We start from the raw sequence: 15,117 nt of genomic DNA, 5'->3' as shown, positions 1-15,117 counted from the left end.
GTTTCAGCGAGTGACGCCGGCGCGGTACTCGCCGGGCGTGACCCCCGTGCGCGCTTTGAAGGTCCGGTGGAAGTGGCTCTGGTCGGCGAAGCCGAGGTCGTTGGCGACCTCGGCCAGGTCGCAGCCCGCGCGGAGCCGGGAACGCGCCCTGAGGATGCGCTCGTTGGTCTGCCAGGCTATGGGAGGCAGGCCGGTGGTGGCACGGAACCGCCGAACCAACTGGAACCGGCTCAGCCCGGTGTCCCGGACCAGATCGCCGAGGGAGACCTGCATATTCGAGGTGCGGAGGTGTTCGAGGATCGGGGCGACGACAGCCAGGTCCGGCCCACCGGCTGTGGTGCCGGCGACGAGATGAGCGGGCGCGGTCAGTACTGCGTCGAGAACAGTGACGAGCAGTTCTTCTTTCTCGCGCGGGTCGACGTCGGAGAACAGCACCTCGTTGAGGTGGCAGAACGCCGCGTAGCGTCCGGGCTCGTCGATGATGCGTACGGGCGGGGCGGTTCCCTCGGCCCCCGTACCGAGTTCGGGTAGGGATTCGGCGAGCCACGCCTCGTCCACGTGGAGCATCTGATAGCTCCACCGGCCATCGACAGGGTTACAGGCATGGACTCGGCGGGCGGGGATCACCACGAGGCTCTGCGCCGTGAGCTGCACGGGGCCGTCGGGGGCGCCGGTGAACACGCTGCGCCCTTCGTCGACCGCGCCGATCGACACCGCATCGTGGAAATGCGGCTTGTAGCAGGACACGGTGCGGCAGGCTCGCCTGCTCTCGAGAAAGGGAAGCGCATCGCTGCGCCAGAACTCTGCCTGCACCACAGGCACAAGCCTAGAAGCGGACGTATCGCTCGCGCAGTACTCACCGCAGCCGAACTCGCCGGCCCTTTCGATGCCGCGGCCTGGCCTCATATCGACCGAGCCGATATCGATTACTGGAAACCGGAAACCCTCGGCGAAGCGCTTTTCAACTACTGGGACTGAACGGGCCGTCACGCCGGTATGTCCTGGCCGCCGTGCGCTATGCGTCGGCGCATTGCCGGGGGCCTGCGCAACGGCCCGAATTACTGTGGTGCGCATGCCGTTGCGATATGAGCCCGATATTTCGGTGGCGGAGTGGTTCGCGGACCGCGATGAGCCGTGGACGCAGGTGGCGGCGCTGGGGCCGGGCGGGTTTGCGCGATATGCCCGGTTGTTCCACCCGCCGCGGCCCGGTGACGATCCCGGCGATCGGGATCTCAGCGACCAGCGCGAGGGCGATCTCGATCCCGGTGTTCTCCAGCGGCTCATCCGCATCCTCGCCGATCGGACCGCGACCCCCGACGATTGTTTCTTCGCGCTGTGGGAGGGGTTCGGTGATCTCTACGGCGGGGGCGTGTTCACGTTCGCGGCGGCAGATACCACCGAGACTGCCCCGCCACCGGCCATACCACCGGCGTTTCCGGCCGAAGTACTGGCGGGCCCACGTCTGAACCTCTCCGCACGGAGCTACCTACTGTTCCGCGGGCCGCTCGAGGTGGCCGGTCAGTGGGGTGCGGCCCCTGTGCTGCCCGGTCGGCCGCGGACGATCAACAGCCCGAACCTCATGTGGCCCGCGGACCGGGCCTGGTTCGTGGCCACCGAGATCGATCTGCCCTGGACCGGCGTAGGCGGTAGCGCGGAGCTCATCACCGCGCTGTGCGCCGCTCCCGGACTGGATGCCGAGGAAACCGAGCTGTCGGCGAACCCGCCGTACCGGCGTGACCAGTGACCTCCCCGGGCACCGGGATGTGGAATGTTGTCCCGACCGTGGCCCCGAACCGGTCACGCCGCCGGACAGGTCAGGTGCCTGCTCAGCGGAACGGCCACCACCAGCGCCGGCGGCGGGGGTGACGAACAGTGATTCCGGCGTGCTCGACGCGGCCGCCGATCCGGAGCCGGGGCATTCCGGGTACCGGCGGGACCACCTCGTTCTTGATGCGGCCCCATTCGGTGACCATATTGTCGAGGTCGATGAACCAGCCCTGGGGTACGACGAACTCGATGCCGCCGTGTTCGATATCCACCTCGACCAGGATCTCCTGGGCTCGCAGTACGGCAGAGCCGAAATCGAGGACCACTCTGCCGTGTTCGGAGCGCACGACGATCTGTGGTGGCACCAGCCAGGTGCCGTGCCGCACCAGTTTGCTGCCCTTGGCGCGCAGTACCAGGCGGTCTTCCGTACCTCCGTGGGCGACGGGCGACAGGTCGGCGGTGACCGCCTCCAGTTCCGGTCTGGTCCGGCTGGAGTACACGGCGGCGAGGCGCTCATCCAATTCGGTGAGGTCCAGCCGGCCGTCGGCGTGCGCCTGCTGGATGAGCGCGGCGGCGCTGTGGCGTTCGTTGTCGGTGGCGCGCACCGCCGGGAGGTTCTCGGGTGGTGGCTCGACCGTCATATTCGTCACGATAGCGTGGCGGCGGATGTACCGGTCACCGCTTCGCGACGAGTGGTGCGCCGGGCAGTTCGAAGCGGCTCGCCGTGGCGGTCGGCCACGAAACCGCACCCGCCCGCCGGCCACTACGGTGTGCGGGAGTCCGGCGCCAGGCCCAGGGCGTTGAGCCACAAAGAGATGAGGGTCGCCGCGGTGTCGTCGAGCGAGGCTCCGGTCTTCGAGGCTCGATAGAACGTGCGTTCGGTCATCCAGACGAGGGCGGTTGTCACGGCATGCGCGCCGGTCGGGCCGGTGTCGCCGGGGAGGCCGGCGCGTTCGGCGATGGACCGGGTCGTATCGCGGATGGCGGTGACCGCGGCGTACCAGTTCTCGTCGACCTCGGGGATGGTGGGGGCGAGTTCGACGGCGGCGCGCATGACATTGCCGTGGTCGCGCCACATATCGCGGGTCCGGTCGATACTGCGGCGCAGGGCGAGCGCCGGTTCGCCGGAGGTGTCGGCGGCTCCGATCTCCGCGCGTAGCGTGGCCACGGTTCGCTCGACGAGGGCGGCCAGCGCCGCGTTCTTGGACGCGAAGTAGAAGTAGAACGCTCCCCGGGTGATGCCCACCGCCTTGGTGATGGTCTCGATCGTCATCCGGTCGAACCCGATCGTGTCCAGCTGCTTCTCGGCGGCGTCGAGGATGGATTGCTCGCGCTGATCACCCTTGGTGGGCGTGGTGCGGCGGCGGCCGCGGGTGGTTCCGGTTTCGGGCAGGCGATCGCACGAAGGGCCATCCGGGACGGTCACGTCGTGGTGGGCACGGTACGGCGCGAAACCGATGCCGAGGAGTTCCGGGCACTGCATACCGGCCGTGCCATCGCGCGCATTCTCGATGTCACCGACGACGAGGCGGTCTTCGCCACGGTGAACGACATCGAAGCCACGGTCGGTCCGATCGATATCGTCATCGCCAACGCCGGATACGGCCACGAAGGGGTGTTCGAAGAAGCGCCGTTGACCGAACTGCGCAACCAGTTCGCTGTCAACGTTTTCGGCGCGGTAGCCACCACCCAGATCCATGTCACGGCCGTGGCACCCGGATCGTTCCGCACCGACTGGGCGGGGCGCTCCATGGTCCGCACCGAACGCTCCATCCCGGACTACGACGAGCTGATGGATCCGGTGCGCGCACGCCGCCGGGCAGCCGACGGCAACCAGCTCGGCGACCCCGAAAAGGCAGCGGCTGCGATCCTTTCGGTGATAGAGGAACCGGACCCGCCGGCGCATCTGATACTCGGCTCCGATGCCCTGCGGCTGGTGCGGGCCGGCCGGGCGGCCGTGGACGCCGAGATCGAGAAGTGGGCCGACCTCTCGGCTACGACCGACTTCGCGGAGGGTGCTCAGCTGCCGGGCTGACCGGGCCGACGTCCCATGCCTGTTCCCCCTTCCGCTCGCTCGGGGGCCGGAGCGCTCCGTCTTCGTGAAAACGCCCGATGTGCTGGTATGTAGCCTCATGCGTCACATTGCGGCGCCCGATGTGCTGGTATCCCCCCGTCGGCTCAGCGTAGCTGTAGTATGTCTCGGAAATAGCTGAAAAATAGCAGAAGTTTTCTCGTTGGCAGCTCACTCGACAGCGATTGTGAAAGGTCCAGGAGACTTATGTGCACTCGCGTGATCTGGCCGGACGCGAACGGGTCCGTTCTGGTGGGCCGGAATATGGACTTCCATGAGGACTTGATGACCAATTTGTGGAAACAGCCTCGTGGAGTCACCCGCGACGACGGCGTCGAAGGGAAGTTGAAGTGGACTTCCCGTTACGGAAGTATCATCGCCGCCGCCTTCGACATCATTTCGGTGGACGGCCTGAACGAGGCGGGATTGGGTGGGCATATCCTGTGGCTCGCCGAATCCACCTACGGAGAACTCGACACTTCCCGGCCCGCGTTGAGCCAGGCTGTCTGGTTGCAGTATTTCCTCGATAATTTCGCCACCGTGGCAGAGGCCGTGGACTGGGTCGAGAAAACCGACGTTCAAGTTGTTCGGATGCCGGACCCGACGGGCGGCGAACCACCGGCGATTCACCTCGCTCTCGACGACGCGAACGGTGATTCGGCGATCATCGAATACATCGATGGTCATCCGAAGGTGTACCACGGTCGCGACTACCGCGTGATGACGAACTCTCCCACCTACGACCGGCAGCTCGCACTGCTCACGCGCTGGGAAGGTCTCGGGGGAGACGATCCGTTACCCGGCGATACGGTGGCCGAACATCGTTTCGCGCGCGCGGAGTACTACGCGAAGCGTCTGCCCGAGCCGAACAGCCGGCTGGAGGCCATCGCGAGCATGTTCAGCGTCATCCGCAATGTGGCGCAGCCGTTCCGTATCCCGGACCCCGGAAAACCCGATGCGTCGCAAACCATATGGCAGGTTGTGCTGGACTTGACGAACAAACGCTACGTATACGAGTCCACAACGCGGCCCAATATCGTCTGGGTGGATCTGGCGGATCTCGACTTCGCCGAGGGCTCTCCGCAACTCAAACTGGACCTGGTCGGGAAACTCGCATTGGAAGGTGGTATCGCCGGCAATGTGAGCAGTCGGTTCGAGGACGTCGGCCCCATGGTGTTCTTCTCGTTTCAGGCTCTGGAGCAGCTCGAAGCGGCGCGCAATACTGCCGGGCCATCAGCACAAGGAATTCGCCGATCCGCAGGCAGCGGTGCGTCGGCGTCTTCGTGAGCGAGGGGCCGGGCGGCATCGGCATTCGGCGGAGTTCGATACAGCACGCTCTTGTGCCCGGCGAGCACGGCCGGGAAGCCGCCGGCGGCCAGTGCCGAAATGGCGAGAAGTGCCCAGATCAGGATGCGCAGCGCTGTCCACGGACCGGCCAGGACGAGTACGGCGATCAGCAGCAGCGCGCTCACCGAGAGCAAGGCCCTGACGATCTTTCGCATAATTCAACGGTATCGGCGAAACAGATTGGCATACATGAATTTTCGACTGCGATCGGGTAGCCGGAAAATGTGTGTACCGTAGCGCGATTCCTGCGATGAACCCATAAGGCAGGGCCCGGCCGTGGTCTCGCTCTCGGCTACCTCGTCGCACCTTCGACATATACGCGGAAGCAGGCGAGGTGGTGATCCGCGATAAGCCCCTACCGGTGGGATCGCATATTCGACTGCCGCGTGTTGGCTCGTTTCGCTCTGGAAATTGCTACGGATCGTGACGCCTGGCAGGCGCGCGGCTGATGTCGGAGGGATCCGGTTGGATGAGCCCGTGACCGTCTATGACGTAGCCCGCCGGCTTCCGGCCATCGCCGACCTGCGGAACCTGTGCCGCTCGCTGGCGATGCTCGACGCGATCCTGAGCCCGGACCGGGAAAGCCGGTACTACTCCTTCAGCACTGCTTGGGCCGAAGGTGAGGAGACAGCCTCGATGAGCAACGGCTCCGGAGACGAGTACTCCATCGTGTTCTCGGTGGCCGGAGCCTATGTCCGCGGCTTCAGCCACGAATCGCTGATGAGCCCGTATGCCAATGACTGCGAGCCCTGGCCGGGAGTGGAAGACGGCGTGCCCGTCGTGACGGCCTGCTTGTAGCGGGAGGCGACGGATGATCACTGGCGTCACGGCACGATCGATTTCCCCTCGGGCCGTGCCGACCCTGATGGGGCGACAGGTCTGTTTCACCTACTGGTCGACCGCTTACCCGAAGCGTTCCAGCGCTTCGCCGAGGACTATTACGAGGTCTCTATCGACCTGGAAGCGGTGCGTGACGTGTATGGGTTGCGGCCGCTGGACCAGGAACTCGTGTCCTCGTTGAACGTAGAGATCACCCTGGCGGACCTGGCCCGAGACATCGCCGGAATCGGTTGTCCGCAGGCCCGCTGAGAGCCGATCCGGCTGCCCACCGGTGCGCGTTTTCGCTGGTGGGCCGGCGTGAGCTCGCTACGTGGTTCCGGCCACCTGGTCGCCGGCCACCATCGAAGTGGATACCGGCGCCGGGCGCGGGCCGTCGCTCTCGGTGAGGGTGTTTTTGAACTGGGGGCACTCGACGAGGGGCTGGTGGGCGCAGGTCGCCGCGTGGCGCAGGCTGTCGCGCATCCGGGTCAGCCGCGCGATGTCGTGGTCCAGTTGTGTCGCCTTGGCCGCGAGGTGGTCGCGTAGTTCGGTGTCGTCGGGGGTCGCGGTGAGGAACCGCTGGATCTGGGCAAGGGTGAAACCCGCTCCCCGCGCACAATCGATGAGCGTCAGCCGGTCCAGTACGTCCGGTTCGAAGGTGCGGCGCAGTCCGTTGCGTCCGGCCGAGTGGATGAGGCCGCGTCGTTCGTAGAACCGTAGGGCAGAGGGGGCCAATCCGGACCGGTCGGCCACCTCGGCGATATCGAGTAGCTCCATATCTGTTCTCCTTGACTTGAACCGTGCTTCAAGTCGCAGGATAGCGGCATGAGCACATCGAACACACCCACCTCGGGATTGCCTCCGCAGGTGCAGACATATTTGGAGCGGATCTCGCGGGCAGGCTTCGCGGAACTGCACACCTTCACTCCCGCGCAGGCGCGCGAGGGATTCCGGCGCCAGATCCCGATGCTCGCCGAGCCGGAATCGGTGGCCGCGATCGAGGATCGGGTCATCACACTGGCGGGCCATCGGACTCCGATACGGATCTACACGCCGGCCGGTACGGCGCCGATGCCTGTGGTGCTGTTCTTCCACGGTGGCGGATTCGTCCTCGGCGATCTCGATACCCACGACGGTCTGTGCCGCAGCCTCGCCAACGGCGCCACCGCCATCGTCGTCTCGATCGACTATCCGCGGGCCCCCGAACACAAGTTCCCCACCGCGCCGGAGGTGTGTTTCGCCGCTACCCGATGGGCCGCGGCCAACGCCGAGAGCTTCGGCGCCGACGCGACCAGGATCGCGGTCGCCGGTGACAGCGCCGGCGGTAACCTTGCCGCGGTCGTCACCCATATGGCCCGCGATCTGGGCGGACCGGCGCTGGCCTTCCAATTGCTCATCTACCCCGATGTGGATTTCCGTCGCACCAACGCCAGCATCCGGGAGTTCGCGGGGAGATACGGGAATATCACTCGTGCGGGCCAGCACTGGTTCATGGACCACTACCTGACCAGCGAGGAAGAAAAACTCGACCCGCGTGTCTCGCCTCTCCTGGCGACCGACCATCGCGGTCTACCGCCGGCCCTGGTCGTCACCGCCGAATACGACGCCCTCCGCGACGAAGGTGAAGAGTACGCCGCTGTGCTGGCCCGCGCCGGTGTGCCGGTCGAAGTCCGCCGCTACCCGGGAATGATCCACGAGTTCCTCCGCCACCCCTTCGACGACAGCGGCACAGCGCGATCCGAAGTCGCCGCCGCACTACGCCATGCGCTCACCGCCGTTTCGGCGGCACGGTAGAAAGTCCGCCTCCGACCCGGAGGCGTGCCGGCCGGGTCGGCCGTCGCCGCCGGCCCGGCCGGTGCCGCTATCCGTAAGGCGACCGCCAGCGGTGACACCCGATATCATTTCCACCCGGCCGCACCCCCCATCGACTACCTCGCGATGCGCCACCTGGTGATCCGGCTCCGATTCTGTGGACAAAGTGGCGACACCACGAAAAGCGTGGGGTGCCCCGGGCGAGGGCAGTCTTGCGTCCCTGGGCTACGACCTGCACAGTCCTCGGACAACCCGGCCCCCGCAGCCCGTCGATCACCCATAGCGCGTCTATCCCGTACTCCAGCGAGTGGACCGGAGTTCGGAGTGGCCCGACCGATGATTTCCTCGAGCCGTGCTGGTCTGTACATCCAGTACCAGCCGACGAGAGGCTGACACTGTGCGCAAACTGATGTTCGGCATGAACGTGAGCCTGGACGGCTATATCACCGCGCCCGGCGACGATCTCGGTTGGAGTGTGCCGAGCGACGAGCTGTTCCAGTGGTGGTCCGATCGGGTAGGAGCGACGGGCACGGCGCTGTACGGGCGAAAACTGTGGGAGACGATGAGCTCCCACTGGCCGACCGCCGACCAGCAGCCGGGTGCCACACCGGCGCAGGCCGAGTTCGCCCGCCGCTGGCGGGCGATGCCGAAAGTGGTGTTCTCCGCTGACCTGGGTCGGGCGGGCAAAACTGGTGGGTGACCGTGAACTGGCGCGCCGGGAGCTGGACCGATGGATGGCCGGTTGTCGGCGGGACAAGGCCACCTTGGGCCTGCTCCGCTACCACTTGGCCGATCTGGAGGACTACGCCGAAGCGGCTCGGGTGCAGCGCGAGAGCCTGGTGTACGCCGGCACCGCTCGGGACTCGGCGTCGGCTCGGCAGACCCTGGCCGGACTCGAACGCCGGGCCGGCGACCATCGTGCCGCCTGGGACGCGCTACGCGAGTGCCGCCGAGCTCTCGACGGCGTGGCCGGATGGGCGGAGATGGGTCTGGGCCGGTCATATGTGGAGGAACTGTTCCTGCTGGTCGGCTCCGCGGAGGATGGTTTGGCCGAGACGGTGTTCGCCGAGGCGGATCGTCAGGCGCGCGAGGTACCCGGCTTACCTCTTGTGGTGTTGCGTGCCGCTGCCGACGCGGCCGGCAAGGTCGGTGACCGGACCGGAGCCGAGCACTATCGGAAGCTCTGTGATGCCGAGCAACGCCGAATCGACACCGATATGGCCGGGCTCCCCGATGGCTAGAGCTCGTGTGCGGGACAAAAGAGGCCGAGCGCAGCTCTCGGACGTTCGCCGGGAAACCGCGAACGCCCCGTGCCCACCGACCCGGCGGCGTCGGCCGGCAGTACTGCTCAGAAGTCGCTCGAGTAGTCCTGGCCGACCCAGCGGTCGGGGCGGATGGTGAACAGAACGGATTGGGCGCCGTCCATCTGATCGGCGAACTCGCGTCCGCCTTCGGGACCGAGATAGCGGACGGCGATGGCTTCCCGCGCTGCACGAGGGGACGGGGTCTCGGCATCGACGACGGTGCCCTCGACGATGACGTACTGATACGGCAGCTCTTCGCGCTGGACTACCAAGGTCACCACACCGGCTTCCTGGATGAGCCTGGCCTTGCGCAGGTTCGCGCCGGTGTTGACCCTGATATCACCGCCCGGGACGTAGTCGTACCAGATCGGGACCGAGGCGGGCGGCCGTCCATCGGTCGCAGCGACCGACAGCACCGCAATATGCTTGCCCGCGAGGAATTCCTGGCGTTCGGCTTCGGTGAAGGGTTTCGGCATACAGCATGTAACCGGCCGGTCGATGTTTCTCTTCCCATACGGCCCTTCGGCGCGGCCCACGGCGTTGCCGGCTCGATCGTCGTATTCGTCACGATGGCGCCGGTCGGCGCCTCGGACAGGTCACCGATCACGGATCCGGCGTGGGCCATCCGCGGGCGTGGGTTCCGGAGACGAGGAAGCGCGGGCCGCGTAACCGAACAGGCGTCACGATCGAGAAGTGTGATTTACGGCAGTTCATGACAGAAGGTGTGTGTTGGTCGAGTGTCCGAAATCGCTTGTCAGCGTGGGTGGGAGCCCCTGAGCATGCTTCGGTAAAACAGACCAAAAGTCTGTTTTACGCCGCTAACCAGACTTTTTGCTTTCCTTCCAGTAGGAAGAATCCCGTACCATCGGCAAGGACAACACACGGGTTCCGTGCAATATGTGCGGTGTCCGTTTGTTGACATATAACGAAGAAGCCTCCGCACCCAGCGGGTACGAAGGCCTCCTTCGAGCAGGTGGTCCCTGTCAGTTTTCCAGGCCGAGCAGGGTCTTCACCAGGTTGATGATCGCCGTCAGCACGGTATGCGCCGAGCTGGCGGCATCGTCGTTTCCGACGAGGTTCACCAGCCCCAACACCAGGCCCGCGGCACGCAGGCACTGCATGAGCGCCGGCACACCCTTACGGACGATCATCTGGGCGACCTTGCGGTCTCCCGGGGGTTCACTCGACGGAGGCAGGCCCAAGGACCTCACCACCTTTCGCTTTCGGGCTCGACGTCCCTGTGGAGTCCGTGCGGTTGCGACGGACGGAGACGCACCGACCGGTGTTCGGTACATCTCCGCCCGCCACACTTCCCACGGATGCCAGGGGCATCGGAAAGCGAACGAGCAAGTGCGAGAGCGCGTCTTACCTCCGAACAGGAGGTGACCGTCCCGCTGCGGAGAAGTCTACTGCCCCGACGCTCACGAGGTCGCCTACCGCCGAGTGCGCATTCGGCGCATACCGCAGGAAGCCGAGGCCGCGGGCCCCAGGACCACAACGGAAGTCGGCCCGCGACACCTGGAGAAGTGCGCCCTGAACCCGGTATCTGCCCGCAGGCGCTCCGGGGACCAGCGAAAGTAGCGGGAGCGATGAGGTTTTCGGAGTCAGTGCCAGTGTGATCACCGGCACATGTGGAGAAAACGTGTGCAACGCATAGGGCGGCGGCCGTATTCATGCCCCCTGAGGGCGGCGAGTCGGCTCCGATCGGCTTGCCGGGGCACGCAGACCAGCGCCGGTGTCAACCGCCGCGGGCAGGGTCGCGATGAATTCCCACGCACTGTCGAACTCGCGACCGAGTACTCCACCTCCCACACCTCTTTCCGGCTTCGGCCGGCGAACCGCTGCCCGCGCAAGGCTTCGGCCGAGCCTACTTCGCCGAATGTAAGCGCAAGCGTGAGTATCGAGGCACCTGCACAAGCGATTCTCGCGGATCACCGGCAGATCAGCCGACCGAAGGATCGAAGCCGAATTCTGTTGCAGACCAAGAAGTCGACTAGCCTTTTCTGTCGGAGCGCCGTGCAACACTGCGTGGCCATGACGACTCGTGTACGCGCACACCTTCGAAACGGCCGGCCTGTCCGCGCCCATACCCGCCGTTCCCGTGGCGGCACTTCATTCCAATCTCTGGTAGTTCCGGAGAATCGTCGGGGATGACGAGGCGCTTGCGCAGAGGATCGGGGCAGCCTGGCTTCTGACGCAACGGGCATTCCGCCTCTATACAGAACATTCGAGCGCACCAGCCAACTGACATGTTCATCAACCGATGCGTTCATGGACACTGATGCGTCAGGTTATCGCTGGTCAACCGCGGCGACGATGGCCGCAGCGAAATCGTCGACAGTGTGCAGGGGAGCATGCGGGAGAAAAGTCACGCTGAGCCCGACGAGGAGCCCGGGGGCACATTCCACGCCCACGTGGTGTTCTTGTATATACCGGGTCCATACCGCGTGAGGAGCTTCCGGACGCTGTGATCAGCTCGGCACGGCTCGGCGGGCTCTCGCGAAACGGCGCTGCCACCACAGCAGCACAGCGGTAGACGCGAACGGGACGGCGACGAAAGCCACCGCGGTGACGGTCAGATCTGGATCGCGCAACGCCATCTCGGTCCAGGATTCGCTGAAAAACTGGGCCGTCACCTGGAATGCCGTATGGAAGCCCATGCAGGACCAGAGGCTGCCGGTCACCACGCGAAGCGCGCCCAGCACAGTGGCGAACAGCGCGAACAGAACCGTGCGATCGACCGAGACCTGGCCCCCGTTCAGCGCGCCCCAGGCGGTGAACAGCGCCGCCTGTCCCAGTGCCGCCCAGACGGGTGCGAAACGGCCCGCCAGGACGGCGAAGAAGTATCCGCGGAACACCATCTCCTCGGGTATCGCCTCGTAGAGCAGTACGAGCACGGTGAGCCCGAGTAGTGCGCCGGCGATCTCGACCACCGGCGCCTGTACGGACAACTCGGCCCATCCTGCCCCAACCAGCACAGCGAGCGTGAGCAACGCCGGGACCGCCCAGCAGACGGCACCGGATACAAACTGTTTTCCCCCGAGCCGCCACCCGGTGAGCCCCAGATCGGACCAGCGGAGCCGAACGGGGAACCGCAGCATCAGCGCGATCATGGGAACCACGAACAGCGTCGCCCCCACGGCTCGCACGATATGCGCGCCACGGGTGTACTCGGGGCCGGTGACTGCGCCCACCCCGTCGATGAGCAGCATCCACCAACCGGTGACAGCCGCGAATACCACGAGAATTCCAGCGGATACGGCGGCGCGGGCAGGACGGTCGGCGGTCGGCGGCTCCATATGCCAACCGTATAGTCGGCATCGGCGAATGCGCGTCCTCCGATGGAAGGACTCCACGCCATCCCTGCTACCGCAAATAGTTTCCCGAGTCGTCCCCGCTCGAACGGGGCATCACGGTAGGGCAACTCGCCAGATACCGCAGATAGTATGTCACTATCTGCGCTCTAGCCCGTATTTCATCTGATGAATTATTCCGCGAGTCAGTGGTTTTGTGGTTCTGAGCTGCGGTTATTCGGCGTTTGTCGACCTGCGGCGGTGGTTGGACTTGCCCTGCAGCCAGGGCCGTGGTCAGCTCGACCGGATGGGCACGGCCGAGGAGCGTCAGGCGCTGGCCACGCTTCCGATTCATATCGGCGGTTCGAGCCGGGCGGCCGCACGGCGCACCGGATTGCGTGGCGACGGATATTTCGCCGGCGGTGCGCTGCTCCCCGACGAGCGCATGTCCCAGTGGGAACTGGCGCGCACGACAGTCCATGGCGCCTTCGGCTTGTTCATCAATTGATGTTCTCTTGGACGCCAACGGGTACATTCATCGCTGGTCGACGATATTGATCGACCTGAGGTTGTTCGTTTTGCCCTTTGTGGACAGGGGCAGTGCGGCCGTTGGCCGGGGGCGTGTAAGCGGCGGCCACGCGGTGCGGCGGTCTGTACTAATGCACAGCGTGGTGGTTGTGTTGTGCGGGAGAGTCTTTGGGGTGCCGGTTTCTACGGTGTTCTCATGAGGTATCTGGAAGGTTGTTTCGCGCCGGTAGAGGTGGAGGTCACGGCCTACGATCTGCCGGTGACCGGGCGTATCCCGGCCGAACTCGGTGGTCGGTACGTGCGCAACGGTCCCAACCCGGTGGGCGTGGAGGACCCTGGCAGGCATGTCTGGGGGATGGGGCAGGGGATGGTGCACGGGGTGCGGCTGCGCGACGGGCGGGCGGAGTGGTATCGCAACCGTTTCGTGCGTGTCCCGGGATTCGCGCCCATGGTGCATGTGATCGAGCATGCGGGGCAGACATTCGCTATGGCGGAGGGTGGACTGCCGCCGGCGCTGCTGGACGACGAGCTGAACACCGTGGGATTCTGCCAGTTGGGAGCTACGGCGGAGGGGTTCACCGCGGGGGCGCATTCCAAGCACGACCCGCGGAACGGTGAGTTGCATTCCCTGTCTTATATGCCCGGCCGTGAGTTCGTGCAGTACATCGTGACCGATACCGCGGGTGCGGTGGTTCGCGCCGTACCGATCGCGATGCCGCGGACCCCCGTTTCTGCACGACTTCGCGCTTACCGGCAACCATGTGGTGCTCTGGGATACTCCGTTGGGTTTCGACGGATTCGACTGCCGATGGCTGCCGGAGCACCCACACGTGTGGGCGTGATGCCGCGGACGGGCGGTGCGGTGCGGTGGCACCGACGACCGGTGACGGGACCAGTGCGGTCCCTGATGCCACGCCACGAAACCGACTTCCCGCACCAACCAATAGCGTTGGGAGTCGAGCCGACCAGCAACCGGCCATCACCGCAGGCCGGACCAGGACTCACCAGCGGCCGTCCATCTCCAGCAGTTCGGTGACCCGCGGCTCTGCGAGTATGCCGGTCGGTTGGTGCCTGATCGAGTTCGGCTCTCAGGGCACGGGCACGAGCTGGGAGAGGCCGGTCGAGGCTCGGTGTCAGTAGGATCCTCGGCAACGATGGGAGTTGCATACCGGAGGTCTCGCAGCTGACGGCGATTGATTCTGCGGGCGCGCTCTGGCCGGTCCTGCTTCGTCCGGGTGAGCGATCGGTGAGCCGAGTCGAATTGGTGGGTCAGGGCGTGTTCGGAACGTGGTGGAGCAGGACAAGGCCGTCTTCGCGTTCTATGGCTTGCGTTGGCGGGGAGAATAGCTGCTCGTCCGGACTGCCATGCGCTACCCGCTCCCATTGCCCGCTACCGATGTCCGGATCTGCGATCGCAAGAATCGCTCGCTCGTCAGCGCGTGTGTTCTCGTTACCCCACGGCGCGGCCGATGAGTTCGTGGCTCCCGTCGGGTCGAAGCTCGTGACACCTCAGGAAAGGACACCGCCATGCCGGAGCTTCTCGTCGACTTCATCACCTCTCTCGACGGCTACGCGTCAGGAGTGGGGTGGCCCGGGTTCTGGGGTCTGGAGGGCCCGGAGTACCTCGCGTGGCTCGGTGAGCAGCCCGAGGTCACCTACCTGATGGGAGCGAACACCTACCGCCTGATGTCGGGCTTCGCCGCCGGCGAGGTCCCGGATGGCCAGGACGAGTTCCGGCCCGAAGAAGAGGCGTCGGTCGATGAGCTCACGCGAGCGTCCAAGGTGGTGTTCTCCTCCTCGCTCGAGGAGCCACTGACGTGGGCCAACTCCACGCTGGTCCGTGACGATGCCGTCGAGGCGGTCCGCGCCATGAAGTCGAGTGGCTCGGGGCTCCTCAGCACGATCGGCAGCCTCAGCCTGTGCCGGTCCCTGCTGCGGGCCGGACTCGTCGACCGCTTCCGGGTGGTGATGTTCCCGGTGATCACCGGGGCGACGGGCGAAGAACGCATCTACGACGGCTATCCGGACGTGGCTCTCGAGATGCTCGACCACCGCACTTTCGACGGCCGCATCCAGCTGGTCGAGTACAAGCCCCGCGTGCTCGAGCACCCGCCGCTCGGCGCCCCTGCGTGACGTCGCCCCGTCCGTCGGTCCGGCCCGCCGCCGGGTCGGCGGG

At 65.8% G+C, this 15,117-nt stretch carries 17 protein-coding genes and 1 pseudogene; 11 read left to right on the top strand and 7 right to left on the bottom strand.

What is annotated here, in order from left to right; all coding sequences use genetic code 11:
- Positions 1-3 precede the first annotated feature (3 nt).
- Positions 4-816, bottom strand: a complete 813-nt coding sequence (locus ACYR7D_RS28345; protein WP_459547557.1) for a helix-turn-helix transcriptional regulator — start codon at positions 814-816, stop codon at positions 4-6.
- Positions 817-1,072: 256 nt separating this feature from the next.
- Here ACYR7D_RS28345 and ACYR7D_RS28340 point away from each other — a divergent pair, with 256 nt between their 5' ends.
- Complete coding sequence (locus tag ACYR7D_RS28340; protein WP_459547556.1) at positions 1,073-1,744, top strand: hypothetical protein; 672 nt, start codon at positions 1,073-1,075, stop codon at positions 1,742-1,744.
- A gap of 82 nt (positions 1,745-1,826) precedes the next feature.
- Here ACYR7D_RS28340 and ACYR7D_RS28335 read toward each other — a convergent pair whose 3' ends face one another.
- Both ACYR7D_RS28335 and ACYR7D_RS28330 read right to left on the bottom strand, forming a co-directional pair.
- Positions 1,827-2,408 carry a DUF1707 SHOCT-like domain-containing protein gene (locus ACYR7D_RS28335; RefSeq protein ID WP_459547555.1) on the bottom strand — a complete coding sequence of 194 codons (582 nt, stop codon included), beginning with the start codon at positions 2,406-2,408 and terminating at the stop codon, positions 1,827-1,829.
- A gap of 122 nt (positions 2,409-2,530) precedes the next feature.
- Positions 2,531-3,193 carry a TetR/AcrR family transcriptional regulator gene (locus ACYR7D_RS28330; RefSeq protein ID WP_459547554.1) on the bottom strand — a complete coding sequence of 221 codons (663 nt, stop codon included), beginning with the start codon at positions 3,191-3,193 and terminating at the stop codon, positions 2,531-2,533.
- Between ACYR7D_RS28330 and ACYR7D_RS28325 the strand changes: the two genes are divergently transcribed.
- The 4 genes from ACYR7D_RS28325 (at position 3,092) to ACYR7D_RS28310 (ending at position 6,274) form a co-directional block, all read left to right on the top strand.
- On the top strand, positions 3,092-3,802 hold the full coding sequence (locus ACYR7D_RS28325) for an SDR family NAD(P)-dependent oxidoreductase (RefSeq protein ID WP_459547553.1): 711 nt from the start codon (positions 3,092-3,094) through the stop codon (positions 3,800-3,802). The two genes, ACYR7D_RS28330 and ACYR7D_RS28325, sit on opposite strands and share 102 nt — an antisense overlap.
- Positions 3,803-4,045: 243 nt before the next feature.
- Positions 4,046-5,125 carry a linear amide C-N hydrolase gene (locus ACYR7D_RS28320; RefSeq protein WP_459547552.1) on the top strand — a complete coding sequence of 360 codons (1,080 nt, stop codon included), beginning with the start codon at positions 4,046-4,048 and terminating at the stop codon, positions 5,123-5,125.
- Positions 5,126-5,662: 537 nt separating this feature from the next.
- A complete protein-coding gene (locus tag ACYR7D_RS28315; RefSeq protein WP_459547551.1) occupies positions 5,663-5,983 on the top strand; it encodes a hypothetical protein in 321 nt (106 codons plus the stop codon).
- Positions 5,984-6,151: 168 nt separating this feature from the next.
- A complete protein-coding gene (locus tag ACYR7D_RS28310) occupies positions 6,152-6,274 on the top strand; it encodes a hypothetical protein (protein ID WP_459547550.1) in 123 nt (40 codons plus the stop codon).
- Between the two features lie 57 nt (positions 6,275-6,331).
- Here ACYR7D_RS28310 and ACYR7D_RS28305 read toward each other — a convergent pair whose 3' ends face one another.
- The gene (locus ACYR7D_RS28305; protein WP_459547549.1) at positions 6,332-6,781 is read right to left on the bottom strand and encodes a MerR family transcriptional regulator; all 450 of its coding nucleotides are present in this window, start codon (positions 6,779-6,781) and stop codon (positions 6,332-6,334) included.
- A 48-nt stretch (positions 6,782-6,829) separates the two neighbouring features.
- Here ACYR7D_RS28305 and ACYR7D_RS28300 point away from each other — a divergent pair, with 48 nt between their 5' ends.
- The 3 genes and pseudogenes from ACYR7D_RS28300 to ACYR7D_RS28290 all read left to right on the top strand — a co-directional run bounded on the left by ACYR7D_RS28300 (position 6,830) and on the right by ACYR7D_RS28290 (position 9,057).
- A complete protein-coding gene (locus tag ACYR7D_RS28300) occupies positions 6,830-7,798 on the top strand; it encodes an alpha/beta hydrolase (RefSeq protein ID WP_459547548.1) in 969 nt (322 codons plus the stop codon).
- A gap of 415 nt (positions 7,799-8,213) precedes the next feature.
- Positions 8,214-8,489 (top strand): annotated as a pseudogene (locus ACYR7D_RS28295) (dihydrofolate reductase family protein); the annotation flags it as partial.
- A gap of 19 nt (positions 8,490-8,508) precedes the next feature.
- Positions 8,509-9,057 (top strand): hypothetical protein, encoded by a 549-nt coding sequence (locus ACYR7D_RS28290; protein WP_459547547.1) that lies wholly within the window; start codon positions 8,509-8,511, stop codon positions 9,055-9,057.
- 107 nt (positions 9,058-9,164) lie between these two features.
- Here the strand turns inward: ACYR7D_RS28290 and ACYR7D_RS28285 are convergent, their stop codons facing one another.
- From ACYR7D_RS28285 to ACYR7D_RS28275, 3 genes are all read right to left on the bottom strand, one after another.
- Positions 9,165-9,596: a pyridoxamine 5'-phosphate oxidase family protein gene (locus ACYR7D_RS28285; protein WP_459547546.1), complete on the bottom strand. Its 432-nt coding sequence runs from the start codon at positions 9,594-9,596 to the stop codon at positions 9,165-9,167.
- Positions 9,597-10,103: 507 nt separating this feature from the next.
- On the bottom strand, positions 10,104-10,271 hold the full coding sequence (locus tag ACYR7D_RS28280; RefSeq protein WP_459547545.1) for a hypothetical protein: 168 nt from the start codon (positions 10,269-10,271) through the stop codon (positions 10,104-10,106).
- Between the two features lie 1,320 nt (positions 10,272-11,591).
- Positions 11,592-12,419, bottom strand: coding sequence for a CPBP family intramembrane glutamic endopeptidase (locus ACYR7D_RS28275; RefSeq protein WP_459547544.1), 828 nt, complete (start codon positions 12,417-12,419; stop codon positions 11,592-11,594).
- Positions 12,420-12,720: 301 nt separating this feature from the next.
- Here ACYR7D_RS28275 and ACYR7D_RS28270 point away from each other — a divergent pair, with 301 nt between their 5' ends.
- The 3 genes from ACYR7D_RS28270 (at position 12,721) to ACYR7D_RS28260 (ending at position 15,074) form a co-directional block, all read left to right on the top strand.
- Positions 12,721-12,921 carry a hypothetical protein gene (locus tag ACYR7D_RS28270; protein ID WP_459547543.1) on the top strand — a complete coding sequence of 67 codons (201 nt, stop codon included), beginning with the start codon at positions 12,721-12,723 and terminating at the stop codon, positions 12,919-12,921.
- 216 nt (positions 12,922-13,137) lie between these two features.
- Positions 13,138-13,977 carry a carotenoid oxygenase family protein gene (locus tag ACYR7D_RS28265; RefSeq protein WP_459547542.1) on the top strand — a complete coding sequence of 280 codons (840 nt, stop codon included), beginning with the start codon at positions 13,138-13,140 and terminating at the stop codon, positions 13,975-13,977.
- 491 nt (positions 13,978-14,468) lie between these two features.
- Entirely contained in the window at positions 14,469-15,074 is a 606-nt protein-coding gene (locus tag ACYR7D_RS28260) for a dihydrofolate reductase family protein (protein WP_459547541.1), read from the top strand.
- Positions 15,075-15,117 lie beyond the last annotated feature (43 nt).

Source organism: Nocardia sp. X0981, from assembly GCF_977089955.1.
Note: the sequence above shows the minus strand (reverse complement) of the source record. Positions and strands in the feature narration are given on the sequence as shown.